At 43.4% G+C, this 25,893-nt stretch carries 18 protein-coding genes; 13 read left to right on the top strand and 5 right to left on the bottom strand.

The features are described 5' to 3' along the window. Positions 1–269: 269 nt before the first annotated feature. The 8 genes from SJY28_RS11160 (at position 270) to mmsB (ending at position 12,398) form a co-directional block, all read left to right on the top strand. Entirely contained in the window at positions 270–1,460 is a 1,191-nt protein-coding gene (locus tag SJY28_RS11160) for an MFS transporter (RefSeq protein WP_379544989.1), read from the top strand. A gap of 479 nt (positions 1,461–1,939) precedes the next feature. After that, a complete protein-coding gene (locus tag SJY28_RS11155; protein ID WP_379544498.1) occupies positions 1,940–3,610 on the top strand; it encodes a fatty acid--CoA ligase in 1,671 nt (556 codons plus the stop codon). Positions 3,611–3,919: 309 nt separating this feature from the next. Beyond that, on the top strand, positions 3,920–5,941 hold the full coding sequence (locus tag SJY28_RS11150) for a propionate--CoA ligase (RefSeq protein ID WP_379544497.1): 2,022 nt from the start codon (positions 3,920–3,922) through the stop codon (positions 5,939–5,941). Between the two features lie 343 nt (positions 5,942–6,284). Continuing rightward, entirely contained in the window at positions 6,285–7,769 is a 1,485-nt protein-coding gene (locus tag SJY28_RS11145; RefSeq protein ID WP_379544496.1) for a CoA-acylating methylmalonate-semialdehyde dehydrogenase, read from the top strand. A 219-nt stretch (positions 7,770–7,988) separates the two neighbouring features. Beyond that, on the top strand, positions 7,989–9,149 hold the full coding sequence (locus SJY28_RS11140; protein WP_379544495.1) for an acyl-CoA dehydrogenase family protein: 1,161 nt from the start codon (positions 7,989–7,991) through the stop codon (positions 9,147–9,149). A gap of 32 nt (positions 9,150–9,181) precedes the next feature. Continuing rightward, positions 9,182–9,964, top strand: coding sequence for an enoyl-CoA hydratase (locus tag SJY28_RS11135; RefSeq protein ID WP_379544494.1), 783 nt, complete (start codon positions 9,182–9,184; stop codon positions 9,962–9,964). A 55-nt stretch (positions 9,965–10,019) separates the two neighbouring features. Further along, on the top strand, positions 10,020–11,285 hold the full coding sequence (locus tag SJY28_RS11130; RefSeq protein WP_379544493.1) for an enoyl-CoA hydratase/isomerase family protein: 1,266 nt from the start codon (positions 10,020–10,022) through the stop codon (positions 11,283–11,285). A gap of 168 nt (positions 11,286–11,453) precedes the next feature. After that, positions 11,454–12,398: a 3-hydroxyisobutyrate dehydrogenase gene (mmsB, locus tag SJY28_RS11125; RefSeq protein WP_379544492.1), complete on the top strand. Its 945-nt coding sequence runs from the start codon at positions 11,454–11,456 to the stop codon at positions 12,396–12,398. 204 nt (positions 12,399–12,602) lie between these two features. On the opposite strand, the gene SJY28_RS11120 is transcribed toward mmsB, so the two are convergent. After that, a complete protein-coding gene (locus SJY28_RS11120; protein WP_379544491.1) occupies positions 12,603–13,361 on the bottom strand; it encodes an IclR family transcriptional regulator in 759 nt (252 codons plus the stop codon). A 593-nt stretch (positions 13,362–13,954) separates the two neighbouring features. Here SJY28_RS11120 and SJY28_RS11115 point away from each other — a divergent pair. Continuing rightward, positions 13,955–14,833, top strand: coding sequence for a hypothetical protein (locus SJY28_RS11115; RefSeq protein ID WP_379544490.1), 879 nt, complete (start codon positions 13,955–13,957; stop codon positions 14,831–14,833). Between the two features lie 137 nt (positions 14,834–14,970). Here the strand turns inward: SJY28_RS11115 and SJY28_RS11110 are convergent, their stop codons facing one another. The 3 genes from SJY28_RS11110 to SJY28_RS11100 all read right to left on the bottom strand — a co-directional run bounded on the left by SJY28_RS11110 (position 14,971) and on the right by SJY28_RS11100 (position 17,272). Beyond that, complete coding sequence (locus SJY28_RS11110) at positions 14,971–15,786, bottom strand: 4'-phosphopantetheinyl transferase family protein (RefSeq protein ID WP_379544489.1); 816 nt, start codon at positions 15,784–15,786, stop codon at positions 14,971–14,973. A gap of 218 nt (positions 15,787–16,004) precedes the next feature. Further along, positions 16,005–16,523 (bottom strand): peptidoglycan-associated lipoprotein Pal, encoded by a 519-nt coding sequence (gene pal, locus SJY28_RS11105; protein ID WP_379544488.1) that lies wholly within the window; start codon positions 16,521–16,523, stop codon positions 16,005–16,007. A 140-nt stretch (positions 16,524–16,663) separates the two neighbouring features. Next, positions 16,664–17,272 (bottom strand): DUF6231 family protein, encoded by a 609-nt coding sequence (locus SJY28_RS11100; protein ID WP_379544487.1) that lies wholly within the window; start codon positions 17,270–17,272, stop codon positions 16,664–16,666. Positions 17,273–17,706: 434 nt separating this feature from the next. Here SJY28_RS11100 and pepN point away from each other — a divergent pair, with 434 nt between their 5' ends. Beyond that, the gene (pepN, locus tag SJY28_RS11095) at positions 17,707–20,307 is read left to right on the top strand and encodes an aminopeptidase N (RefSeq protein WP_379544988.1); all 2,601 of its coding nucleotides are present in this window, start codon (positions 17,707–17,709) and stop codon (positions 20,305–20,307) included. 234 nt (positions 20,308–20,541) lie between these two features. Here the strand turns inward: pepN and SJY28_RS11090 are convergent, their stop codons facing one another. Next, the gene (locus SJY28_RS11090) at positions 20,542–21,624 is read right to left on the bottom strand and encodes a 3-deoxy-7-phosphoheptulonate synthase (protein WP_102078467.1); all 1,083 of its coding nucleotides are present in this window, start codon (positions 21,622–21,624) and stop codon (positions 20,542–20,544) included. Between the two features lie 429 nt (positions 21,625–22,053). Here SJY28_RS11090 and lpxB point away from each other — a divergent pair, with 429 nt between their 5' ends. From lpxB to SJY28_RS11075, 3 genes are all read left to right on the top strand, one after another. After that, positions 22,054–23,370: a lipid-A-disaccharide synthase gene (gene lpxB, locus SJY28_RS11085; protein ID WP_379544486.1), complete on the top strand. Its 1,317-nt coding sequence runs from the start codon at positions 22,054–22,056 to the stop codon at positions 23,368–23,370. Positions 23,371–23,392: 22 nt separating this feature from the next. After that, complete coding sequence (locus SJY28_RS11080; protein WP_379544485.1) at positions 23,393–24,271, top strand: ribonuclease HII; 879 nt, start codon at positions 23,393–23,395, stop codon at positions 24,269–24,271. 335 nt (positions 24,272–24,606) lie between these two features. Beyond that, positions 24,607–25,848 carry a CAP domain-containing protein gene (locus SJY28_RS11075; RefSeq protein ID WP_379544484.1) on the top strand — a complete coding sequence of 414 codons (1,242 nt, stop codon included), beginning with the start codon at positions 24,607–24,609 and terminating at the stop codon, positions 25,846–25,848. Positions 25,849–25,893 lie beyond the last annotated feature (45 nt).

Genomic DNA, 25,893 nt, shown 5'->3' with positions numbered 1-25,893 from the left:
ATCTCGTACCCGAATAAAGAATCTATCAAGTGGCAATAACACTTTTAAACCTGAGTATATTGATGAATGTGCTACCATAATTTGCTTGTCATTATGATGAGCATTTATCGTTTAATAACGGTGCTTTTGCTTATACATTTAGCATAAATCACCGTTATTTCTCTCTATCATCCACGCCAGTGACGGTTATTATTTGCAGTCATGGTATAATCAATATAGTCAGATCCCCTGTGAATAATTCTAAAGATCAGATTCAAGATATAACAGCTGTGCCACCCGTCACCTCCAATCATTCAACGTCGTGGATATTGAAGCTCACAATTGGCCTGATAGGTATGTTTGCTTTTTTGCAAGTGTATTCTATTCAGGCAGTACTACCGGTCATGATGGTGGACTTTGCTGCGACCGAAGTACAGGCTGGCATGATCGTTGGTGCCACTGTGTTAGCCATTGCGATTATGTCACCATTTCTAGGCATGCTCTCAGATGCAGTTGGGCGCAAGTCGTTTATCGTTGGCGCTTTATTATTTTTAGCGATACCAACAGCGCTTATTGCCCAAAGCTCGAGCATTGAATGGGTCGGCATTTGGCGCTTCATGCAAGGATTGTCTGTACCGGGTATTACGGTGGTGACAATTGCCTATATCGGTGAGGAGTTCGAGGGCCGGGCGATGACTGAGCTGATGTCCTTTTATGTGTCAGGATGCGTGCTTGGCGGCTTTATGGGTCGGTTCTTGTTAGGGCATTTACATGAGTTGATTGGCTGGCGTCATGGCTACTATGTGATGACGGCGATGACGCTATTGGGGGCAATATGGGTTGGCAAGATGCTACCATCTTCTAGTCACTTTGTGGCTAACCCTAATTTTCGCTCAGCGATCCAGACGCTGGGTGAGCATGTCACCAATCGCTATGTGGTAACAGCATGTCTGCTTGGCGCTTGCGTATTGTTCTCTCTGGTAGGCTGCTTCACTTTTATCAATTTACATTTGGCAGATAAGCCTTATGAGCTTGGTACTGGTGCGCTCGCCAATATTTTTGCGGTATATTTGCTTGGTGTTATTATCACGCCATTATCTACGACATTGCTACGCCGATTTGGATCGGCGCGTACAGTACGGGTGGCTATCGTCGTATCTATGGTTGGGGTGTTATTGACTCTGGTCACGCCATTATGGGGGGTGATTATAGGACTGGCTATTATGTCATCTGGTGTGTTTATTACGCAGTCAGCGACTATTAGTTATATAGCGGTCAATGTGAAAAAGGGTCGTTCATTAGCTTCGGGTCTATATTATATGGGCTATTACACAGGCGGTACGCTAGGGGCATGGCTGGGTGGCATAGCTTATGCGCGAGGGCAGTGGTCTCTTACCGTATGGTTGTTATTGTTTGTACAGGTATTGGCGTTATTGATAGCCAGCTTTGGAATGATTAAAACCACAGTACGGGCAAAGTGATTGGCTGTCTGATTTAATGTATGTTTGGTCTGCCATCTTATGATACTTAATGTAAGACCGCTTTACACAGCGCCGCTTTTTTCTTACTATCAATAACGATGTTAGGGTCTGTTAAATATTCAAATATTAGGGCTGCTGATTGCTAAAGGTGCACCAAACGAGGCGCAAGCCGACGATAATGTCGAGACCTTAGCTAGGCTTGTAACAACGTTTGGGGTGATTTTAGCATCAGCCTTTCAGGGCAGTACTATTTTTTGCCAATATATGGCGAAATTGTCTAACCTAGAATGACTAGGCGTCAAAAATCGCACTGCATATTGTCTAAAAAATAGTGACTGCCAGCACCACATTTGAATGTTTAACAGACCCTATTATTATAAAAATAAAAATGGTTAGCGCAGTAGATTTTATGCTGCTATTAACTTGATTATTGTTATTATTTATCCCTTATAAGTACGACAAACAAGGAAGTCAGATCTATGTCAAACATTTACCACAGTGCACCATCTGCCTACGATTATCCATTACTGGTCAAGCAATTATTAAGCCGTGCAAAAACGGTATCGCAAGATCAAGAGATTGTGTATGCAGACAAAAAGCGCCTGACGTATAAAGAATTGTTTGAGCGTATCAATCGCTTGGCCAATGTATTAGCAGACCTAAAGCTCTATGCAGGTGATGTGGTTGCCGTGATGGATTGGGACAGTCATCGCTATCTTGAGTCTTATTTTGCCGTGCCAATGTCAGAGTATGTTTTACAGACAGTCAATATCCGTTTATCACCTGAAAAAATCCTCTACACCATCAACCATGCCAAGCCCAAAGTGCTCATGCTCAACTCTGAGTTTGCGCCATTGGTGAAAGACTATCAGTTCGAGAACTCAAGTATTGAGCATATTATCTGGCTTGATGACAACGGTGTCACTGCTGAAGGTATCTTTGGTAGCAACCAAAGCCGTGTCACAGGCGAATATGAAGCGCTATTAGAAGCTGCCAATAGCGAATTTGATTTCCCGGATTTTGATGAAAATACCATCGCGACGACTTTTTATACGTCAGGCACGACAGGTGATCCAAAAGGGGTTTTCTTTAGCCATCGTCAGCTAGTCCTACATACACTAGCAGAAGCGGCAACCTTGGGTATGCTGCCTGATAAGCAAGGCGTAAGCTATGGTGATGTTTATATGCCGATGACGCCAATGTTCCATGTGCATGCATGGGGTTTTCCGTTTACAGCAACGATGGTTGGTCTAAAGCAAGTCTATCCAGGTCGTTATGCGCCTGATACGTTGATGGATTTAATTGTCAATGAAAAGGTCAGTATCACCCATTGTGTACCAACAATTTTGCAAATGGTACTCAAAGAAGCACAGGATCGCGATGCCAGCTTTAATGGTTTAAAAATGATTATTGGTGGTTCAAGATTGACCGAAGGTCTAGCAAAAACGGCCATGGCCCAAGGCATTGAGGTTTACACAGGCTATGGGATGTCGGAGACAGCGCCGCTTATTAGTTTAACGGGCTTTAGTCTCAATGAGCCTGAAATGACTGAAGAAGAGGATATTGAACGTCGTTGTATGACAGGTAAGCCTGTACTCATGGTCGATGCTCAGGTATGGGGTGAAGGCAACAAATCAGTGGGAACTGGACCAGACAATACAGGCGAGCTGGTACTACGCGCGCCTTGGTTGACCCAAAGCTATCTTAAAAATGACGACGCTGGCAAAGAGCTGTGGGAAAATGGCTATATGCATACCCAAGATATCGCCTACATACGTCCTGATGGCTATATCAAAATCACCGATCGCTTAAAAGACGTAATCAAATCAGGTGGTGAGTGGATTTCATCACTAGAGATTGAGACTATTTTATCACTACATCCTTCAGTGGCTGATGTGTCAGTGATTGGGGTGCGTGATAAGCAATGGGGTGAGCGTCCATTGGCTTTAGTGGTATTAAAGCCTGATGCTAAGGAGACCAGTGCTGATGATATCAAAGCGATTGCAGAAAAAGCGGTAGAGCGCGGTATTATTCCTAAGTATGGCGTACCAAGCCAGTTTAAATTCGTTGATGAGCTACCAAAAACTTCCGTTGGCAAACATGACAAAAAAGTCATGCGCGAGATGTATGCCAATCAGACTGAGATTTAGTATTAGTTAAAAATTTAGATATTTGTATTCGTCAAAATGTAGCGCGTATTACACGCTTAATAGTTGACCTTTCCGATAGGCTCTGCTACATTTTAAACCGATACGATATGTATCGGTTTTTTAATTCTGGCAAGGATGACCAGTATTTATTAAGACATGGTTTTTTATAGTTGAAGCATTTTAGAGTTGGTATCAGCCAGTTGCACGCAGACAGAGCGTCGCGCGAGGTGAATACCTTTACAACTTATTGAGTGCCTTAACTATAAAATACTATTGCCTCATTTCTCGTTTATGCTAAGGACAGCTACTATGAGCGACCATTCCCAATCCCCAGTTTCCACCCAAGCGACAGACACGCCAAACTTCGCTGATATTTATCATGAGTCTATTACAGATCGAGAGCAGTTTTGGGCTGAGCAGGCGAAGCGTATCTATTGGCATAAAGAGCCTGAGCAAATTCTAGATGACAGTAATCTGCCTTTTGCCAAATGGTTTGTCGGCGGTGAGACCAATCTTTGTTATAACTGTGTCGATCGTCATCTGGCAGACCGTGCAGAGCAAGATGCCTTTGTGTGGGTGTCATCAGAGATTAATCAAGAATTGATAGAAACCTTTCCAGCGGTCGTTGATTCGTTTAAAGATTTGGGCAATAACGTCGAGTTTTATACAGACTATACCAAGCGCCGCCTGACTTATAATGACTTGCATAAAGAAGTTAATTATTTCGCTGATGTGCTACAGCGTCACGGTATTGGCAAGGGTGACCGTGTCATTATCTATATGCCAATGATATTAGAAGCCGCTTATGCCATGCTGGCGTGTGCGCGTATTGGTGCCGTCCATTCAGTCGTGTTTGGTGGGTTTGCCGCCCATAACTTGGCTATCCGTATGGACGATGCCGAGGCCAAAATGGTCATTACAGTAGATGCAGGGCTACGCGGCGGTAAGGTCGTCAATTATAAAAATCTGGTCAATCAAGGCGTCGAGCAAGCGACTGTCAAGCCAGAGCATGTACTGGTGGTCAATCGCGGTATATTGCCATTTGCAACCAAAGCGATCGATGTCGATTATGCAACCGAGCGTCGTCATAGCTGTGAGGCCAATGCAGTCGTAGAGCCAGTTTGGCTCGAGTCAAATACCCCGTCCTATTTGCTTTATACTTCTGGTACGACCGGGACACCAAAAGGGGTGCAGCGCGATACAGGTGGTCATGCCGTCGCGCTGACGACGTCGATAGACTATGTCTATGATGGCAAGGCAGGCGAGACGTTCTGGGCGATATCTGATATTGGCTGGGCTGTAGGGCACTCTTATACGATCTATGCGCCGTTACTGGCGGGTATGACCAGTATTATGTATGAGGGCTTGCCGCATATGCCAAACCCTGGTATCTGGTGGCGTATCGTTGAAGCCAATAAAGTCAATATTTTATTCACCGCTCCCACAGGCGTACGCATGCTCAAAAAACAAGACGAAAGCTGGATGACGCGTTACGATGTCTCCAGTGTGAAGTCGTTCTTTTTGGCAGGTGAACCGCTTGATGAATCAACGGCTAGTTGGTTGACTCAGCATCTAGGCGTACCAATTTTAGATCACTATTGGCAAACAGAGTCTGGTTGGCCAATCTTGAGCCATACGCCAAAGTTCAATCATAAGCCGCACAAGCAAGGGTCACCTGGTTACCCAATGTATGGCTATGAAGCGCATGTCATCAACGAGGAAACAGGCGATCCTTGTCAGGCTGGCGAAAAAGGATTACTTGCAATTAAAGCACCACTACCGCCTGGTTGTCTCACCACGGTATGGCGTAACGACGAGCGTTTTATTAGCAGCTACTTTGGTCTGTTTGATGGTCAGCAGTACTCAACCTCGGACTATGCAGTGACAGATGAAGAGGGTTATTTCTACATCTTAGGGCGTACCGATGATGTGATTAACGTCGCAGGACATCGCATAGGCACGCAAGAGATTGAGGAGGCTATCAGTACACATCCAGAGATGGCAGAGTGCGCTGTGGTGGGTATTCAAGACGAGCTAAAAGGCGAGCTACCTATTGCCTTCTGCGTCCTAAAAGATCAGACGCAAATTGAAACCACTGAAAACCGTTTCCGCATCGAGCAGCAAGTGATAGGTGCTGTCGTCAAATCTTTGGGCGGTATTGCGCGACCAGCCGCTATCTATTTCCCGCAGGCACTGCCAAAAACCCGCTCTGGTAAAATCTTACGTCGCTCAATTCGTGCTCTGGCAGAAAACCAACCGACAGGAGATATGTCAACGCTTGATAACCCAACCGCTATCGATGCTATCAAGCAAGCGATGAAGGATTACTGATTGGTATAAATTAGCCTCATACAAAAATAGTGATGTTGTTCATCGCGTATCAAAGTCAGGTTAACTTTAAAAAGCCCATGAGTCATCATGGGCTTTTTTATTTTTGTTATTTAAACAATTTTTATAGGAACACGTGCTATCTAAATAAACTTAGATAAAATTTCGATAAAGCGCTTGACCGTAAAAATGGTTTATTGTTATAGTCAATAACGATACAAAATAAATCATTTTAAAATTTAGTTTTTAATAATGTTTTATAGTCAAATACTCATCGCTTTTATTTTTCTAATAAATATATAGGTGCCGTCACACGGTAGTCTCGCAAAAAAGATAAGGATATCTTATGCACCACGTTCAACAGCTCATCAATGGTCAGTTCGTACAATCAAACACCGACGAATGGATTGATATCACTGATCCAGCGACGCAAGAAGTCATCGCCAAAGTGCCACAAACTACTAATGATGAGATTAACCAAGCTGTCGCAGCCGCACAGACTGCGTTTGAGACATGGCGCAAAACGCCAATCACCACGCGTGCTCGTATTTTCCTAAAGTATCAATCTCTTATTCGCGATCATATGGATGAGTTGGCAGAAATCTTAACCGCAGAGCAAGGCAAAACGATTGCTGATGCACGCGGTGATGTGTTCCGCGGTCTAGAAGTGGTCGAACATGCCGCTGGTATTGCTAACCTGCAAATCGGTGACTTTGTAGAAAACGTTGCGTCAGGTGTCGATACTTATAGTATTTGGCAGCCACTCGGCGTTTGCGCTGGTATCACACCATTTAACTTCCCAGCGATGATTCCGCTATGGATGTTCCCAATGGCAATTGCCACGGGCAACACATTCATCCTAAAACCGTCTGAACAAGATCCAATGGTGACTATGCGTTTGGTAGAGCTAGCGATTGAAGCGGGCGTACCAGAAGGCGTGCTGAACGTGGTGCATGGTGGTAAAGCAACCGTCGATGCTATCTGTGACCATCCAGATATCAAAGCGGTTTCTTTCGTCGGTTCTACTCATGTAGGCAAACACGTCTATGAGCGTGCAAGTCAATCAGGTAAGCGTGCCCAGTGTATGATGGGCGCGAAAAACCATGGCGTTATCCTGCCTGATGCCAATAAAGAGCAAACGCTCAATCAGCTAGCAGGGGCGGCATTTGGCGCAGCTGGTCAGCGCTGTATGGCACTGTCGGTCGTCGTACTAGTAGGCGCAGCTGGCGAATGGATTGATGAGATTAAAGCCAAAGCAGAAAGCTTGGTCGTCTCAGCTGGCAAAAATGACAAGGATTTGGGGCCACTGATTTCTCCTGCTGCAAAGGCTCGTGTCGAGCACTTGATTGGAACTGGGGTAGAAGAGGGCGCAAGCTTGATACTTGACGGTCGCGGAATTACCGTTGAAGGGTTCGAAAAGGGTAACTTTGTTGGCCCGACTATCTTTGATAATGTCACAAGTGATATGCAAATTTATAAAGAAGAAATCTTTGGCCCAGTACTGTGTATTATGCGTGCTAACAGTTTAGATGAAGCGATTGCCCTACTGAACGCCAATCCACATGGCAATGGTACGGCGATATTTACTCAGTCAGGGGCAGCTGCACATAAATTCCAGCAAGACATTCAAGTCGGTCAAATTGGTATTAACTTGCCGATTCCAGTGCCACTACCTATGTTCTCATTCTCAGGGTCACGTGGTAGTAAGCTTGGCGACCTAGGTCCTTATGGCAAGCAAGCGGTGCAGTTCTATACTCAGACGAAGACTGTGACAGCACGTTGGTTTGATGATGAAGCGAGCCGCGGTGTCAATACAACGATTTCAATTTAGTCGTCAGCTCATTGTTGTTTCATTATGACATTTTATGTTTTAGGTATGACGATAATGCGACTTGCGGTAATATTGAACGCAATTTTATTATCGTTATACCGCTATCATGTCGCGCTAATGTCTTATAAAATCTCTGACCAACCTTTTTATTAGAGCGTTTATCAACGTTTATCCGAGATTTAAGCCCTCTATTTGATCTATAAGAACAAGGATGACCCTATGGATTTTTCATTGACCGATGACCAAGTCGCCTTTCGCCAAACGGCCCGTCAGTTTGCGCAAAAAGAGCTAAAGCCAAATGCTGCTGAATGGGATCGTAACTCGCATTTCCCAATAGATATAATCAAAAAATCTGGTGAGCTTGGCTTTTTGGGACTGTACACCAATCCAGAATATGATGGCTTGGGCCTCCCAAGACTGGACTCAGCGATGGTATTCGAAGAGCTTGCATGGGGCGACACGGCTGTAGCAGCGTATATGAGTATTCATAACATGGCCGCATGGATGATTGGTGAATATGGCAGCGATACGCTATGCAAAAAATATCTACCCAATATGGTCAGTGGTGAATGGCTTGGTAGCTATTGCTTAACAGAACCAAATGCAGGCTCTGATGCAGCCTCCTTACGTACCAAAGCGGAGAAGCAAGGCGAGCATTACGTACTGAACGGTGAAAAAACCTTCATTTCTGGCGCAGGCTCAACCGATGTATTGGTAGTAATGGCACGTACGGGCGCGGCAGGGCCAAAAGGCGTGTCAGCGTTCGTCGTAGACGCCAACAGTGCTGGTATCGAATATGGCAAAAACGAGCATAAGATGGGCTGGAAAGCACAGCCAACACGAACCATTAGTTTTAAAGATGTAAAAGTCCCAGTAGAGAACTTGATAGGTGAGGAAGGCCAAGGTTTTCGTATTGCTATGAAAGGACTAGATGGTGGTCGTATTAATATCGGTATTTGTGCGGTAGGTACGGCACAAGCGGCGTTAGAGACGGCAACCAGTTACGTACAAGAGCGTAGCCAGTTTGGTAGCCCAATTGCTAGCTTACAGTCAGTACAGTTTAAGCTTGCTGATATGTTGACTCAGACCATTGCCGCGCGCCAAATGCTGTATCTAGCAGCTGATAAAGTCGACAATAATGATGGGCAAGCGTCTACCTACTGCGCAATGGCAAAACGTCTATCTACGGATCTTTGTTTCGATGTTGCCAATGAAGCCCTGCAATTGCACGGCGGCTATGGTTATCTAAATGAGTATCCGCTTGAGCGCCATGTACGAGATCTGCGTGTGCATCAGATATTGGAAGGCACCAATGAAATCATGCGAGTGATTATTTCACGTCAAGTTCTACAGGATGAAGGGTTAAACCAGCTACGCTAATTTATCTCGTTTTACTGAAACAAGGATGTTTTATGACAGATTATACAAATCTACAGCTATCAATTGATGGCCATACCGCGACATTGACGTTGAATAACCCACCGGCACATACGTGGACGATGGACAGTCTACATGCACTTAAGCAGCTCATTACCGACCTCAATGCCAACGATGATGTTTACGCATTAATCGTGCATGGCGATGGTGAAAAGTTCTTCTCAGCAGGTGCGGATTTAAACAACTTCTCAGACGGCGATAAAGGCCGTGCCATCAGCATGGCAATTGCATTTGGTGAGGCGTTCGAAGCATTGTCTGCCTATCGCGGTGTCAGCATCGCTGTTATCAATGGCTATGCGATGGGTGGCGGCCTTGAGTGTGCGCTCGCATGTGATATTCGTATCGCAGAAGCGCATGCCCAGATGGCACTGCCAGAGACAGGCGTAGGATTATTGCCATGTGCTGGCGGCACGCAAAATCTACCTATGTTAGTAGGGGAAGGTTGGGCAAAACGCATGATACTGTGCGGTGAGCGGGTTGATGCAGATACGGCATTGCGTATTGGTTTGGTTGAAGAGGTCGCGGCCAAAGGGGAGGGTTTGCAAATCGCTCAAGACTTAGCAAAAAAAGTCGCAAAGCAATCACCCGTTGCTGTCAGTTATTCCAAGCAACTTATTCAAGCGGCTAGAGACACCCCGACTGCGCAAAACCTCATCTATGAGCGTGAAGCTTTTGTGAAATTGTTTGACACGATGGATCAGCGCGAAGGGGTACAAGCCTTTTTAGGTAAGCGTAAACCCAATTGGCAAAACAAATAAACAGCAGTCAAAACGCTTGAGCCATTTTTATTTTTTAATTTTGTAGGTCACTTTTATGACAGCAGCGACGAATGAGACTAATGCCCAAACAGCAGTCAATAATGCAGCACAAGAAGCGTCTGTATTGTTCCATACTGAACCAACAGATTGCGGGAACTTGATTGGGATCATGACACTTAATACACCCAAATCGCTTAATGCACTTAGCGTTGATATGTGTCAATTATTGTCAGCACAGCTAGAGCAGTGGCAAGCGGACGAGCAAGTGGTAGCGCTTGTGTTAAAAGGTGCGGGCGACAAAGCGTTCTGTGCGGGCGGCGATATTCGTAAGCTCTATGACAGCATGTCTACCAGTGCACCAATGCCAAATCCTTATGCTACTGAGTTTTTCAGTCACGAATATCGTCTCTATCGTCAAATGCACTTTTATCCGAAACCACTGATACTTTGGGGTGACGGTATTATCATGGGCGGCGGAATGGGGCTGATGGCAGGATGCAGTCATCGTCTAGTCACTGAGCGCACACGTTTTGCCATGCCTGAGGTCACCATTGGACTGTTCCCTGATGCTTCTGGCAGTTGGTTTTTGCAGCGTATGCCTGCTAAGACGGGTTTGTTTTTAGGTCTAACTGGCGCGATGTGCAATGGCAACGATGCGCTATTGGCCAATCTAGCAGAGTATGCTGTTGCCAGCCATGACTATGATACTGTCATACAGCGTCTCAAACAGAGCGACTGGCAGGCAGTCGATAACACGAGCGGTGCAGATAAGTGCCATAGCAATAGCGCACATAGTATTGTCAGCGGGGCACTTGCTGAACTACCTATTGCCGAACTACCTGATAGTAAGCTTGCAACATACTGGCAGCCTATTCAGCAACTGATGAATAGTGGCGGTCTGGCTGATATCGATGCGTTGCTACAAAGCGATACTGCGCTCGCACAGCTAAACCAAGACTTTGCAGAAGACAGCTGGACGCAGCGCGCAATCGCCACTTATCGCCATGGCTGCCCGGTAACGGCAGCATTAACCTATGCGCTGTATCACAAAGTCGCTGACCTATCGATCGAACAAGTCCTGTATTTAGAAACCAATGTAGCAGTACATTGTGCGGCCAACCCTGATTTCAAAGAAGGTGTGCGGGCGCTATTGATTGATAAAGATAGAAATCCCAAATGGTCGCGTTCATTAGCAGACTGTCTGAGTGTAGAAGGGCAGGCGTATATCGATCAGCACTTTGTCAATCCTTATGCGACAGGTGAGCACCCTTTGGGCGATTGGCTGGGTGATAATGCACTAGGCAGTCACAGTGTCCGCTAACTGCCTAAAAGCACTCTATTAAGTAGGACGGTTAGCCGTTTTATAAAATTTTAAAGAAGTATACTAGGGCGTGAAAGAACGACATTTATAATAAGTAATATTCACTAATAAACAATGTAAGACAGAATGTAGTCATGGCTACATCATAAATCATCAAGGAGTGATGAGATGGATACAAAGAATATAAGTACGATGGATAATAATAACTCTAAACCAAATATTGCCTTTATTGGGCTTGGTAATATGGGTGCGCCAATGGCAGAGAACTTATTAAAGGCAGGTTACGCGTTATCTGTCTTTGATTTGTCTGAGACAGCTACTAAGCGCTTGAAGCAAGCAGGGGCTAGTGTCGCAAAAAGTCCTAAAGACGCTGCAAGTAATGCTCAAGTCGTGATTAGTATGTTACCTGCAGGTCAGCATGTACATTCTGTATATTTAGGTGATAGTGGCTCTGATGGATTGCTCGCAGAGTTACCAAAAGGCACGCTTGTTATTGACAGTAGTACGATTGCGGCAGCTGATGCAAGGAAAGTAGCAGAGGCGGCAAGTAAGCTTGGTATAGAATTTTTAGATGCGCCAGTCTCTGGTGGCACAGGCGGGGCAGTTGCTGGTAGTTTGACCTTTATCGTCGGCGGCGACGATGCCGCTTTTGCTAAGGCTGAGCCAATACTTGCCGTGATGGGGAAAAATATCTTTCATGCTGGCGAGCACGGCGCAGGACAAGTCGCAAAAATCTGTAATAATATGCTGTTAGGTATCTTAATGGCAGGCACGGCAGAAGCGATTAATCTAGGCGTCAAGAACGGCTTAGACCCCAAAGTGCTATCAGACATCATGCTACAGAGCTCAGGGCGTAACTGGACGCTAGAAGTTTATAATCCTTATCCGAAAGTTATGGAAAACGTACCCTCTAGCAATGGCTATCAAGGCGGCTTTATGAGCAAATTGATGCGAAAAGATTTGAACCTTGCGATGCAGACTGCTCAAGACACTGAAGTAGAAACACCGATGGGTGCCAAAGCGACAGAGTTATACGCCTCACATACTGTAGAGAATGGTGATAAAGACTTTTCTAGTATTATTGGACGTCATGATGTCTCATTATTGTCTTAAACATGACTCTCTTAAATGTGTCTCTCTTGACTGCTTCTCTTTTGATTGTAACCTTCTTAGACATACCGATTATTAAACATACCAGTATTACGAATTTTTCGTATCACTAGTAGGTGGCATTAATTAAGAGAATGCATTTGCTAAAAAGAAAAGGTCTACGCTAAAATCATAGCGTAGACCTTTTTTGATGGCTAATAGATAGTATTAGCTTTGCAGATCATATACGAGACTCTGAACGTCTTGTGCTGCTTCTTGCAGTCTTGGTACGTGCGTCAGCAAATCATCTAATGAGACGCGTATGGTGGGCGCATGTAAGTAGAGTGAGGCCAGATAGCGTTGCTTTTTATCCAAGATAGGTACAGCCACTGCAACCATCTCGGAGATAAACTCCTCATTATCGATACCGATACCAGTATCAGCAATGTGATCAAGCTCGGCATTTAATGCATCGATATCAGTAATCGTATTCTTAGTGAACTTATCTAATGGCAACCCTTGTAGGATTTTCATACGGCTAGTCGTAGATAATTGGCTTAAATAGAGCTTGCCAGTCGCGGTACACCACATAGGTGACTTTGCTCCGACAGGAAGATAAATCTGTAGTGGCAAGGTTGTCTGAGCTCGGTTGGTATAGATCATATCCATATGATAGGGAATGCCAATACCGCAAGTTTCTTTAAGCTCATCAACCAGTTTTTGCAAAATCATCTGTCGTTCGTTAAAGAACAGTCGTTGCTGCCATAACTCAACGCTCAAATTGCGCACGCGCTTACCAGGAATAATACCGCCACCAATATCAACAGTCAAAAAACCATCATCAACCAAGTTTTGAATCAATCTATGAATGGTCGGTTTAGGGATATCTAGCTCCTGTGAGAGCTCAAGTGGAGAAAGCGGTTTTGAAGCATAGGACACTGCTTCGATGATTTCTAGTACACGGGTAATCGACGATACTTTAGGCATATATATGGCTCGTTAGGAGTAAAGAAATAGAGCAGGCAGCATCACAAGGTTTTCATAAATAAGACAAATAGTGACAATACTAACGTTCTATAACAAATCTATTATAACAACTAATTTAGCATAATATTCGCTTGAGGCAAGCGTTAGTCACGTTATGTGAGATCATTTATATCGTTTTATTTGTTAGCGTAGATTTTCTCGTGTAAGTAACAATAGATACGTCAACTAACAAGGAACACTATTCGGTAAGGTTAAGCCATATAACTGTCATTGATTCAAAGTGCGTTCTAGATAATTATGTGGACATGTTTTGCAATACCCTTACATAAACATTAAGCAAGCGAAGTCTCATGTTTACGCTGTTTGGTTACTTTAAGGACGTTATGTAACATAAAGGCGAATTTTTGCAGATTGGTGTAGCAATTATTACAGTACCTATGCAATCTTTACATAATGGCAAATAAAAACAGCATCAGTAGGGGTGACTTTTTAATTCAGAATTGTTTTAATCACCTCAACAAAATGATGGTTTAACAAAAGCACAATCATCGTTTTTTATGGGCGGGTTTATTTCACACTTTAGGAGAATAATTATGAAATTGATTAAATTGACGGCAATCTCTGCTGCTGTTCTAGCATCAACTGCTGCATTAGCTGCTGATCCAGTTATCGTTGTTGATGACAATGCTGCAGTTGCATATGAAGCTGAGCCAGTTGCAGTTGCTTATCAAGCAGAACCTGCTTCTTATGCATACGATGCTGACGCTGGTGTAGTAAGCAACACTACTGGCGCTGTTGTTGGTGGCACTAAAGGCTTTTTCAATAAAGTAGTGAACCCAGCATCAGTTAGCGCTGAAGTTGGTACTTTAGGTTATGGTGCTAACATCGGTTGGTCACTTAACGAAAAAACTGAATTGCAAGCTGGTTGGGCAGGTGGCGATGTAGCTGACCTTTTCGGCGGTGATTTTGACGCAGACGACGTAAACTACGATGTAGACTCTGATTTTAGCAACCCGTACCTAGGCGTACAACTACGTCCTACTGGTAACTGGTTTACAGTTGGCGCCGGTATCATCGTTCCTGACAACGATTTTGATGTAACTGCTAACTCTGAAGGCGGTACTTACAAAATCAATGATGTGTCATACAACGCAGATGAAGTAGGTACTCTACAAGGTACTATGGAGCATCGTAACAAGCTAGCTCCTTATGCTACTATCGGCTTCCGTCCAAACATCACAAACAACTTTGGTCTATTTGGTGAAATCGGCGCAGCTTACATGGGCAAAACAGATGCTACAGTAAATGCAACTGACCCAGATAGCCTTGTAAGTATTTCTAATGGTGTTTCTGATGTACCTTCTGGTTTGACTGCTGGTGATGTTGCTAAACTTGCTGAGCAAGAGTTAGAAGATAAAGACTGGTTAGAGTGGTTGCCAATCGTTAAAGTTGGTGCAACTTACCGTTTCTAATCTAATCACAGTTTAAATACTGTCATTAGTAGAAAGTAAAAAAAACGACCCTTTTTAGGGTCGTTTTTTTATGCTTAAAATAAAATACTGAAAGATGTGCTAAAAATCAGGTTTGAACTTTACTTAGAAAACCTTGCTCAAAAAACGATGACAGTCTGCTGCGATTGTAACGTGGCAATGCGATAAACAGATTGGTAATCCGTATCCTCACTATCATTGGGTACAAAGGCAGAGTTAATCTCTTTACCATTCTCAATTAACCTAGGAATAAGGTAGGAGTAATCCATACCCAAGCCTTGAGCTAATGTATATTGGCTGACTTTGATAAAGCTTTCTTTTATTTGCCATAACAGTTTGGCAGTGCGTTCACGCTGATCTGTAGATAGCTCCTGTAAAATAGCCAACTCGCTCTTTGAATAGAAACGCTTGACTACATGCCATGCAATGTTATTGGTCTCTATATCGATACCAGCAGGGCGCTGATGACTGATAACGACCGCTATTTTACTGTGTAAACGCGTAAAATTTGTCTGATTCGATTCTGTAGTTTGCTTTGAGCTACCAGATCCTGTATGACTAAAGCATACGTAATGCTGACTATTAACGAGCCGATAGGGAAAGCTTGACTCATCCAAGGTGTCATCTATTTCTAATTTTTTAAGCAGCTCTTGCAATAGTTGCCTGACGCCTTGCCTCTGCTGCTGACGCTGTTTACGTGCTAGAGCAGGTACTAAGTGTCTAGGCACTGCTGTCGCCACCTGATAGTACCAATTTAGGCTATTAAACTTGATGATGTTTTCATACGACGTATTACATGATGAAAACCATAATGACTTGTTCCATAAGCTTCCAGTGACTAAATGACTGATTGACTCACTCACTTGAGCAGTCACACACCATGTCGTGGTGTTGAGTTGAGTGTACTGTATCTGGGTAAGGTTAGAAGTCGGCATATATCACTAGTCGTCAAAAACGATTATTATAGAATCGAGTATATAAAATTACGTAAGTCTGAACGCTATGTATTTGATACATAGATAGTTATATCTCAATAGCTATATCTAAATAATCTATATTTAATTATCGGGTCAAAAATATCAAAAGCCCAGCAATATATTATTACTGGGCTTTATTTAATCGTCGAACGTTATAAATAACGCTAAATCACAATTTAGTAAGACAGCTCAGCACGACGGTTTTGTGCATACGCGTCTTCTGTGTTACCAGCTGCTGCAGGGCGTTCTTCACCATAGCTAATAACTCGGATGTTGTTTGCAGTGACACCTTGAGCAGCGAGGTAGTTACGTGCAGCTTGTGCACGTCGCTCACCTAGTGCCATATTATATTCACGGCTACCGCGCTCATCAGTGTGACCTGCGATAACGACAGTCGCTGCTGGGTTTGAATTTAGCAGGCTTACGTGTTGGTTAAGGACGCTCGCTGATTGAGCAGTAATTTCGCTGCTATCAAAGGCAAAGTAGACCACTGCTTGAATATTCTCAGCGCCAGTAATGACAGAGTTTGAGTTATCAACGATAACCGCACCATTGTAGCCAACTTGTCCACCTGGAATACCTAGCGGGGCAACGACAACTTCTGAGGTAGAACGCTTGGTAGCACAACCAGTGGTTAGTGCAACGGCGCTTGATAGCACAGCAAGAACAGCGATCTTAGAAAAACTGATTGACATGACGAGCTCCTAAAATTTTAATTAAATTTGTTTTTTAAACTGCTTCCGATAAAACTTAGGCAATCTCTATCTATAATATACTAAATGTTAATTTATGTAAGTATTTTTACTGTAAATTACGATAGATAAAATTAAGTGTATTACCAGCGGTGCTTGCCCCAGTTTTCAGGGTTAGCCCAGTAATCAGCATTGAGCCAATTTGGTAGTTGTTTGTAGTCATATAGATTAAATTGCCAAAGCGTCGCAGTAACGGCTGATGAGGTAATAGATTGAATATCATCAATATTTAGAGATGGCTCATTCAATATATCAAATGGTGTAAAGCCATAAGGTTTTAAGTCTACAGAGCTGTCCAATGCAATAAGCAAGTGCGCGGCATACAGGTCACGGTAGCGCATCAGTAGCGGCACATAGTGTTGAGTCAGCTCTTCTGGCAAGGTAGGCAGCCAAAAGCAAGCAAGCTCATAACGATCGGGTACGTGTTGTTTAGCAAGATCTGATAACGTTGATAAGTGTCGTGCGTTCAGCCTCGCTTCAGTGTTCTCATTAGTAGATGTAGTATCGTCAAGTTGGGCTTGTAGTGCTAATAAGTCCGCATGGTTATGTGTTACCCATAATGCTTCACTATTATCTTTGCTATGTTCAGGTGATAGTTCTGTCTGAGTCGTCAGTGAGGGTAGTAGCGCGTCAACATACTCTATAAGCAAAGGTAGGGTAATGTCTGCGCGTTTCACCGTATTTTTTGTCATATAATAAGCCGTTAGTTAAATGATTGGTCATCAGTATGACTATTAAATCATTTTCAACGACATTATCCAATTGATAACGTATGTTTCATATTTAAATCATCTTGAACCGACGATATCTTACTTTGCATACTTGAAATTTGGCGATTTAGGTCAATCTAGCTATAAGCTTGATGAGAAAACCAAATTAGTAATAAAAATTAGCTTAATCATTGCAAAGCTTTGTCTATGTGCTTAGTTTACTAAGTGCTTAGCTGATTAGTTAGCCTAAAGACTAAGTCTTTATTTGCACTAGAGCCTTCTGCAAATAGCGAAATGATATTACTCATTATTATATTGCTCATCCCTAGTAAAACTACCTTATAACCAAATCACCGATAATAATAGGACACCATATGTCTACTGCTGAAACTGATGCACAAATCATCAATCCTGAAATGCCAGATGTGCCGCCTCATGCGCCAAGCAAGATTAATCTAAAAGACTATACCAAACCAAGTTTTGATGTCGAGACAGTACATTTAGATATTAAGCTGTTCGAAGACTACGCGCAGGTAGACAGTACGCTTGAGATGGTACGTCAAACGGCAGGGGATATTGTCTTATTTGGTGAGGCATTAGAGCTGCTAACGATTACGATGAACAGTAAGGCGTTGACTACTGAGGATTATCAGCAGGAAGCGGGTAAGCTGACGATTTATAATGCCCCTGAGCGAGCTACTTTAGATATTCAAGTGCGTATCTGCCCGCAGACCAATACGGCGCTTGAAGGCCTATATATGGCCGGTAGTGGTGACGATACGATGTTTGTGACTCAGTGCGAGCCAGAAGGTTTCCGTAAGATTACTTTTTATCCGGATCGCCCTGATGTGCTAGCGATATTTACTACGCGACTTGAAGCAGATAAGCGTTATCCGACGTTATTGGCCAATGGTAACTTAGTCGAAGCAGGCGAAGTGGCCGATGCGCCCGACCGTCATTATGCGATCTGGCACGATCCAACCAATAAGCCAAGCTATCTATTTGCCTGTGTGGTAGCTGATTTAGATGTATTGACAGATTCTTATACGACCAGCGAAGGTCGAGAAGTGTTGCTTGAGTTGTATGCCAAGTCTGCTGATATCGATAAATGCGATGTCGGTATGCAAGCTTTGAAAGATGCGATGAAGTGGGATGAGGTCAATTATGGACGAGCCTACGATCTAGATCGTTACATGATTGTGGCGGTCAGCCAATTCAATATGGGTGCAATGGAAAATAAAGGTTTGAATATTTTTAACACCGCTTGTGTGTTATCTAGCCCTGAAACAACCACCGATGCACGCAGTTTTAGCGTAAAAGCTATTATTGCTCATGAGTATTTTCATAACTGGACTGGTAACCGTATTACCTGCCGCGATTGGTTTCAGCTGTGCTTGAAAGAAGGCTTTACCGTTTACCGTGATCAGTCATTCTCAGCAGATCAACAGTCAAGTGCAGTGCAGCGTATTGATGACGTAGCGACACTGCGAGCCCATCAATTTAGCGAAGATGCAGGCCCATTAGCACATCCAGTACGTCCAGAGAGTTTTGTTGAGATTAATAATTTTTATACGACGACTGTCTATGAGAAAGGCGCTGAAATTGTACGCATGATTGCCAATACGTTAGGGCCAGATGATTTCCGAAAAGGAACAGATGAGTACTTCCGTCGCTATGATGGACAAGCGGTAACGGTTGAGGACTTTTTATCAGCGCTGAGTATCACTGATGACAAAATCGAGAATTTTATTGATTGGTATCGTCAGCCTGGTACGCCAGTGGTATCAGGCTCTCAAACTTACGATAGCACCGCACAGACACTGACTATTACTTTGAATCAGCAGACACGCCATGTCAAAGGCTTTGATGCACCAAAACCATTGCCGATACCTGTAGCAACGGCATTGTTTGATAAAGACTCAGGCGCTATCGTTGCTGAGCGTATGTTGTTGCTTGACGAGGCGACGCAAACCTTTGTCTTTGAAAATGTCGCAAGCGAGCCTGTCGTTTCATTACTACGTGACTTTAGCGCGCCAGTACAGCTTAATTATGACTATCAAGATGCAGACTTAGCGTTTTTGCTTAAGCATGAAACCAATGGGTTTAACCGCTGGCAAGTTACTCAAATGCTGGTAAATCGTATTTTACTGCAAGGCCAAGGTACGAAGAGCAGCCCTGATGTATACCTAGAAGCATTGGCGCAGACACTGCCTGTCTTAGCGGCTGACGATGCGATGCTAGCGGCACGATTGCTTGATATTCCATCAGCGCAAGAGTTGGCTTCTGCTATTTCTAAAGACTACGATCCAGTGTTGGTTAAAGAGCAGCGCGATGGGCTATATAAGCAAGTGGCTGATAAGTTAAAAGACCAATGGGCTGAGCTGTACAACAATCTGCCAATGCAGTCTTATGAAGACAGCGCTGAAGCACGAGGCATTCGTGCGTTGCGTAATGTCGTGCTCGATATGGCGTTGACTGCCAATGTAGATGATGCGGCCGACTGGGCACAGCAGCAGTATGATAATGCGAGCTGTATGACTGAGCGCTTTGGTGCATTGAAGGCAATGGTCAATCATCAATTGGTAGGTGCAGATAAGTATTTAGCGGACTTCTATGAGCGTTTCCAAGCAAATGATCTGGTTATCGATTTGTGGTTCAGTGTACAAGCTGCCGCTGACGATGTAACGCCTGATATGGTCAAGTCGCTACTGACACACGCAGACTTTGATTGGAATACGCCTAACCGTGTCCGCTCGGTTATCAGTGCTTTTAGCTCGCAACCGACGGTACTTTGGACGGCGGAAGGTCTAGAGATGTATACAGGCGTGATTCAAAAATTAGATGATGCCAATCCTGTGTTAGCGTCACGCTTACTGCAAGTACTAGCCCGCTGGAACACATTGGCTGAGCCGCGCCGTCAAATGGCGCACGAGCAGCTGGTAGATTTACAGAATAATGTCTCATCTAAGCATGTGCTCGAAAGCTTAGAGAGCGTGTTAGGTGCTGCAAATAGTTAATTGAGAGCAGTGCAATATGCATCGAAATGTAGTATCAATGTTATGAAAATACCATTTCCAGAATAAGGTTAGCTCTGACCAATTAATGAAACATGTATCATTGATGATCATTGCTAACCAAGTTTTAGAATACAGTATTTCTTATAAAACGTTCATAAATAAAAAGCCCCTTTCGCATTGATGCGAAAGGGGCTTTTTATGGTTTGCTCGACGATAATTTATCGCGGATAGCTATTAGCGATTTGGTAGTACATCTTTTACCATATCACGTAAGTCACGTAATGCTGTGACGGTGCTATCCCAATCTAGGCAGCCATCGGTGATTGATTTGCCGTACTCAAGCTGGCTCAAATCAGCAGTCAGTTTTTGATTGCCGCCTTTTAAGTGACTCTCAATCATCATACCGATAATTGATTTATTGCCATTTTGAATTTGTTCGGCGACGTTTTTGATAACCATCGGTTGTAGGTAAGGGTCTTTACCTGAGTTGGCATGACTTGAGTCAATCATAATCTTGCTATTGGTTTTGCCTTTTGCCAGCTCGTTTTCAACTTGAGCTACCGCAGTTTCATCATAGTTAGGTTTACCGTTACCACCGCGAAGTACCACGTGCGCGTAAGGATTACCTTTAGATTTGATGATAGAGACTTTACCATCTGACGATAGACCTAAGAAACTATGACCTTCTTTAACCGCTTGCATGGCATTTACAGCAACTGTCATACCACCATCAGTACCGTTCTTAAAGCCAACTGGGCATGATAAACCAGAGCTCATTTCGCGATGCGTTTGGCTCTCAGTGGTACGTGCACCAATGGCTGACCAGCTGATTAGATCTTGTATGTACTGCGGCGTATTTGGATCAAGTGCTTCGGTCGCGCAAGGTAGACCTTTTTCATTCAAATCAAGTAGCAATTTACGAGCCGTGCGCAAGCCTTTTTCTATATCAAAGCTGTCATTCATGTCAGGGTCGTTGATCATGCCTTTCCAGCCAACCGTTGTACGAGGTTTTTCGAAATAAACACGCATGACCACAAATACACTGTCTTCGATTTCTTTTGCCAATACGGCTAAACGATCGGCATATTCGTGAGCGGCTTTGATATCGTGAATAGAGCAAGGGCCAATGACCACAAACAAACGCTTGTCTTTACCGTCCAAGATATCTTGGATAGTGTTACGACCTTTTAGTACGGTGTTATACGCGTCGTCTGACAGAGGCAGCTCGGCTTTTAGCTCGGCGGGGGTAATCAAAGGAATAAATTTTTCAATATTCACGTCGTCAATATCTGCATTATGGGTAACTGATGTTGTCATGGTTATATATCGTCTAGCTGATTTATAGGAACATTCATTATGCGGACAAAAGTGTTGGTTGACAAGGGTAGTCGAGCAGTTAATTGACTGATAACTGGAATGAGAAAACTAAAACTTAGTTATACTTATAGAGACTTAGCATGATATTTGACGTTCTAAATGCACGTTTAGCATTTGGTTTTTCTATCTATTAATAAGAGTTGATTGAGTTTTTGGTGCATAACGCTCAGATTTTATGCGTGAATTTCGCTATTTGTATCATCGTCAAGTATGATAGCAACATCAGCGATGGGTGGCCCAAACTGTGGCATTAAAACAGTACGGATGAGTGCGCACATTATCCGTGAGGTCGTATCGCTGATTTATTACGTTATATTTTATAATAACGGTTTATTTTATTTTGTGTATTTCTAATATCGAGAGCTTGTCATGACAGATTCTGCTACGTCTCATCACCATACTGACCTCATTCATCAAGCCGAGACGAATTCTCAAGTAGCAAAGATAAATGCTACGCCGCTAGTGATAGGCATCGTCGCAGGTGAGGTATCTGGCGACAGCTTAGGCGCGGATTTTATGCGGCAAATGAATAATCTACGTGATGATATTGTCTGGGTAGGCGTAGGCGGTACGAAAATGCAAGCGCAAGGGCTACAGAGTATTTTCCCATTAGAGCGTTTGGCAGTGATGGGTCTGGTTGAAGTCATGTCGCAGCTACCCGATTTGCTTAAAGCGCGTCGCGAGCTACTGAGCGCATTTAAGGCTGCCAATATTGATTGGTTCGTCGGTATTGATGCGCCTGACTTTAATTTGCGAGTATCCAAAAAGCTAAAGCCCCAAGGCGTGTTCTGTGTGCAGTACGTCAGTCCTTCTATTTGGGCGTGGCGCGAGTCGCGTATCCATAATATTAAAGCGGCGACCAATTTGGTGCTATGCTTATTCCCGTTTGAGTTGCCAGTTTATGAGCGACATAACCATCCGGCGATTTGTGTGGGCCATCCATTGCTGCGAACCATTGATCAGAACCTGATCAATACACCAATCAATCAACGTCGCAGTGAGCTCGTTTGGGACAATGATGGGTTGCAGCAGTTTTTTATTGAACGCTTTGATGATGTGAGTCAGCTTATTTGTGTGATGCCAGGCTCTAGGCGCGGTGAAATTACGGCTATTCTGCCATTGATGCTTGATGGTATCCAAAAGTTAATCCTGTTAGATCCTAAGCTGTGCTTCATCATTCCAACGGTTGATCAGAACCATCAATATATCGTGCAAGAAGTGATCGACCAACGCTCAGAACAGCTACGTGAAGCAATTGTGGTGGTCTATGATGATACCCAGCCAGAATTTAGCCAACATGCCATGGCGGCATCAGATATCGTGATGCTGGCATCTGGGACAGCAACGCTGGAGGCAATGCTGCTTGAACGGCCGATGGTAGTGGTCTATCAATTAAATCAGTTGACTTACCAAATAGCCAAGCGTCTGGTAAAAGTGCCATATGTGGCATTGCCTAATATATTGGCTAATGCACCGATTGTGCCTGAGCTGATTCAAGAGCAGGCGAGCGGTGACAATATCTGCCGTACCGTAATGCGATTGCTGCAACCACGCGCTTATGCCGAGCAATTACATGACTTACTAGTGACAAAGCAGTCGCTACAACAGCAAAGTAACCATGAGCCTGCAAACAGCGTGATTGAACAGTGGTTTATCCAAAATACCGATACCGTCAATCCTAATTAAACAAGAAAGACCTTCTAATATTATGCATATTCAACACAGTACAGAAAGCTCAGCTCAAGTAATTGACATCAATATTGAGCACATCGATGTCAAAGGACAATATATTCAGTTAGCAGCGCCCATACGTCTATATGGGCAAATGAATGCCGCTGAGTTGCTTACTCAATATCTGTCTAATGATAACCAAGAGACGGAGCAGTCAATACTACAAATCGGCGTTGATGAAGCAGGGCGCGGGCCGTTACTAGGTAGCGTCAATGTGGCGGCGGCAATATTACCTGCGACCTGGTCAGGATTGATTGAGGAACAACCGCTTAAAGACACGCCGTTGTCGATACTGACAGACTCCAAACAACTGAGTGAAAAAAAGCGCGATATCCTTTATCCATTGGTTCAGCAGCATGCTATCGGTTATATCATCGCTGATATACCAGCAGCAGTGATCGATCAGGTGAATATCTTGCAGGCAACGATGCTTGGCATGCGCTTATGTACTGAATCGTTGCTAGAAGTGATTTTTAAAAGCTTTTCGACCGCGGAAAATGCTAAAAGTACGTCGCTCAATCAATTAAAGATCGAAGCGCTATTTGATGGAAATCGTTGTCCTGACTTGAACTATGATAGCTTTAAAAATTTAGAGGTAGCGCCATTTGCAATTGATTCTCAAGCATGGGTAAAAGGCGATGCGCGTCATACTAGTATTGCGGCGGCCAGTATATTAGCAAAAGTAAGTCGTGATGAATCGATGTATACACTGGATGCTCAATATCCGGAATATGGTATTGCCAAACACAAAGGCTATCCGACGCGCGCGCACATGGTAGCAATCGAAAAATATGGTGTCTTGCCAACGCATAGACGTAGTTTTGCACCAGTAAGAAAAGCGCTAGAAATACAGTAGCTATAAACAAGTGACTATAGAAAAGTGACTATAGAAACGTGTTCATGAAAAAGTGACTGTATAGCGGAGACAAAGGAATCGTACTTTATAGATGATATCTTTGCCTCGAAAATAGCTTAAGCATAGTGTTGATTTATAGACCTAAAAAGAAACCTGTTACTTGCAATCAGCGAGTAGCAGGTTTTTTACAAAATAATGAGCAAAAGTTCATAACTTGTAATACAATAGACATTATATTGAAATAAAACACTGTTAAATCAATCACTAACTACCCTGTAACTGATTTTGATTCTCATTGCTTTTAACAAACAGGTTATTATTTTATAGGATGAGCGATGACTTCTTATACTTCTCAGAAAAATCTTGCTGCAGTGCTATTTTTAACTATATTTCTCAGCGCTTGCGGCGGAGGCGGAGATTCTGATAGTAGTTCTACATCTGCTAATACACCAGACAGTTCACAAAATGATGAAACAGCCCAGCCAACCACGTCGGAACCAATTATTTCTGCTCCGATTATAGCGACACCAACTGAACAAAGTGGTGGTATTCCTAACGCTGGTGGTAATGGATCAGCTGACAATAATGTACAAGCAGCACTAAGTGCAAATAATCAGTTCAGTCTAGCAAGAACCAGCTGTGGTCTAAATGGTCTATCTGTTGTTACAGAATTAGACGATATTGCTATTCAACATGCAAATTATATTAAATATGTGTTTGCTAATAGCTCACCAACCAGCTTTAACGCGCATTTTGAAAATGAAATCAGCGATATTGCTAGTGTGACAGGTTCTAACAATCCTTTTTTCAGTGGATTAGATCTGGCAGATCGATTGATCAATGCAGACTATGGCAACTCGCAATATGGTGTCACTGAAAACATTGCCCAGTCTGTCTATTACAGTTCGGCAGGCAATTTTTTGAGTACAGAAGCCGTGGCAAGCTCTATGGCAAAGTCGTTGTTGTCAGCGCCTTATCATCTACGCTCTTTAATGTTGCCAACCTCAGGCGTAGTAGGCACAGGAGTGGTTACCTATACGCCTAGTGGTAAAAATGCTGCTAACAACAAAGGCTATGTTTTGGTAAGCAATGCTGCAGGAACAAAAACCACGACAAATAAAACGCTTGAAGGTGTTTTTACGTACCCATGTCAAGATGTGACGGGGACAGTCACTGCACTTTATAACGAAACCCCAAATCCAGTCAGAGGCTCTGGGCGCAATTTGCGTACTGATCCTATCGGACAGCCGGTTTATATCAACATGCCATCCGCTGATAAAGTTAAAGTGAGTAACGTTAAATTCAGAGATGTGCAGCGCAATATAGATGTACCGATTCAATTGCTTGATTCTGACAATGATCCGTACAAAGGTACGAATTATGCGCTACCAACGAATGAAGCATTTATTTTGCCATTAACTGATGCGCTCAAAAGCTGTGAATCAGGTAGTAATAAAGGTGGTAATTGTGGACTTTATGGTAATAGCGAATATAAGGTCAGCTTTGATATTTTGGTTGACGATAAAACATTAGAGCAGCAGTCATTTACGTTTACTACTGGTAAGGTAAATTACTAATAAGTATTTAATACTCTCTAAATATTTATTGTAAAAAAGAAGGTC

This window comes from Psychrobacter sp. R86515 (assembly GCF_042466315.1).
In the GTDB taxonomy this organism is placed as follows: Bacteria; Pseudomonadota; Gammaproteobacteria; order Pseudomonadales; family Moraxellaceae; genus Psychrobacter.
The sequence above is the reverse complement of the archived record's forward strand: the minus strand, read 5'-3'. Positions and strand labels throughout refer to the sequence as shown.

Bases quoted from the DNA above. Each gene is read 5' to 3' on its own strand.
- SJY28_RS11145 (WP_379544496.1), top strand. From the start codon at position 6,285: ATGCACCACGTTCAACAGCTCATCAATGGTCAGTTCGTACAATCAAAC.
- lpxB (WP_379544486.1), top strand. From the start codon at position 22,054: ATGACAGATTCTGCTACGTCTCATCACCATACTGACCTCATTCATCAA.
- SJY28_RS11110 (WP_379544489.1), bottom strand. From the start codon at position 15,786: ATGCCGACTTCTAACCTTACCCAGATACAGTACACTCAACTCAACACC.
- SJY28_RS11130 (WP_379544493.1), top strand. From the start codon at position 10,020: ATGACAGCAGCGACGAATGAGACTAATGCCCAAACAGCAGTCAATAAT.
- SJY28_RS11080 (WP_379544485.1), top strand. From the start codon at position 23,393: ATGCATATTCAACACAGTACAGAAAGCTCAGCTCAAGTAATTGACATC.
- SJY28_RS11120 (WP_379544491.1), bottom strand. From the start codon at position 13,361: ATGCCTAAAGTATCGTCGATTACCCGTGTACTAGAAATCATCGAAGCA.
- SJY28_RS11100 (WP_379544487.1), bottom strand. From the start codon at position 17,272: ATGACAAAAAATACGGTGAAACGCGCAGACATTACCCTACCTTTGCTT.
- SJY28_RS11090 (WP_102078467.1), bottom strand. From the start codon at position 21,624: ATGACAACATCAGTTACCCATAATGCAGATATTGACGACGTGAATATT.
- SJY28_RS11155 (WP_379544498.1), top strand. From the start codon at position 1,940: ATGTCAAACATTTACCACAGTGCACCATCTGCCTACGATTATCCATTA.
- pepN (WP_379544988.1), top strand. From the start codon at position 17,707: ATGCCAGATGTGCCGCCTCATGCGCCAAGCAAGATTAATCTAAAAGAC.
- SJY28_RS11135 (WP_379544494.1), top strand. From the start codon at position 9,182: ATGACAGATTATACAAATCTACAGCTATCAATTGATGGCCATACCGCG.
- SJY28_RS11075 (WP_379544484.1), top strand. From the start codon at position 24,607: ATGACTTCTTATACTTCTCAGAAAAATCTTGCTGCAGTGCTATTTTTA.
- SJY28_RS11150 (WP_379544497.1), top strand. From the start codon at position 3,920: ATGAGCGACCATTCCCAATCCCCAGTTTCCACCCAAGCGACAGACACG.
- SJY28_RS11140 (WP_379544495.1), top strand. From the start codon at position 7,989: ATGGATTTTTCATTGACCGATGACCAAGTCGCCTTTCGCCAAACGGCC.
- SJY28_RS11115 (WP_379544490.1), top strand. From the start codon at position 13,955: ATGAAATTGATTAAATTGACGGCAATCTCTGCTGCTGTTCTAGCATCA.
- pal (WP_379544488.1), bottom strand. From the start codon at position 16,523: ATGTCAATCAGTTTTTCTAAGATCGCTGTTCTTGCTGTGCTATCAAGC.
- mmsB (WP_379544492.1), top strand. From the start codon at position 11,454: ATGGATACAAAGAATATAAGTACGATGGATAATAATAACTCTAAACCA.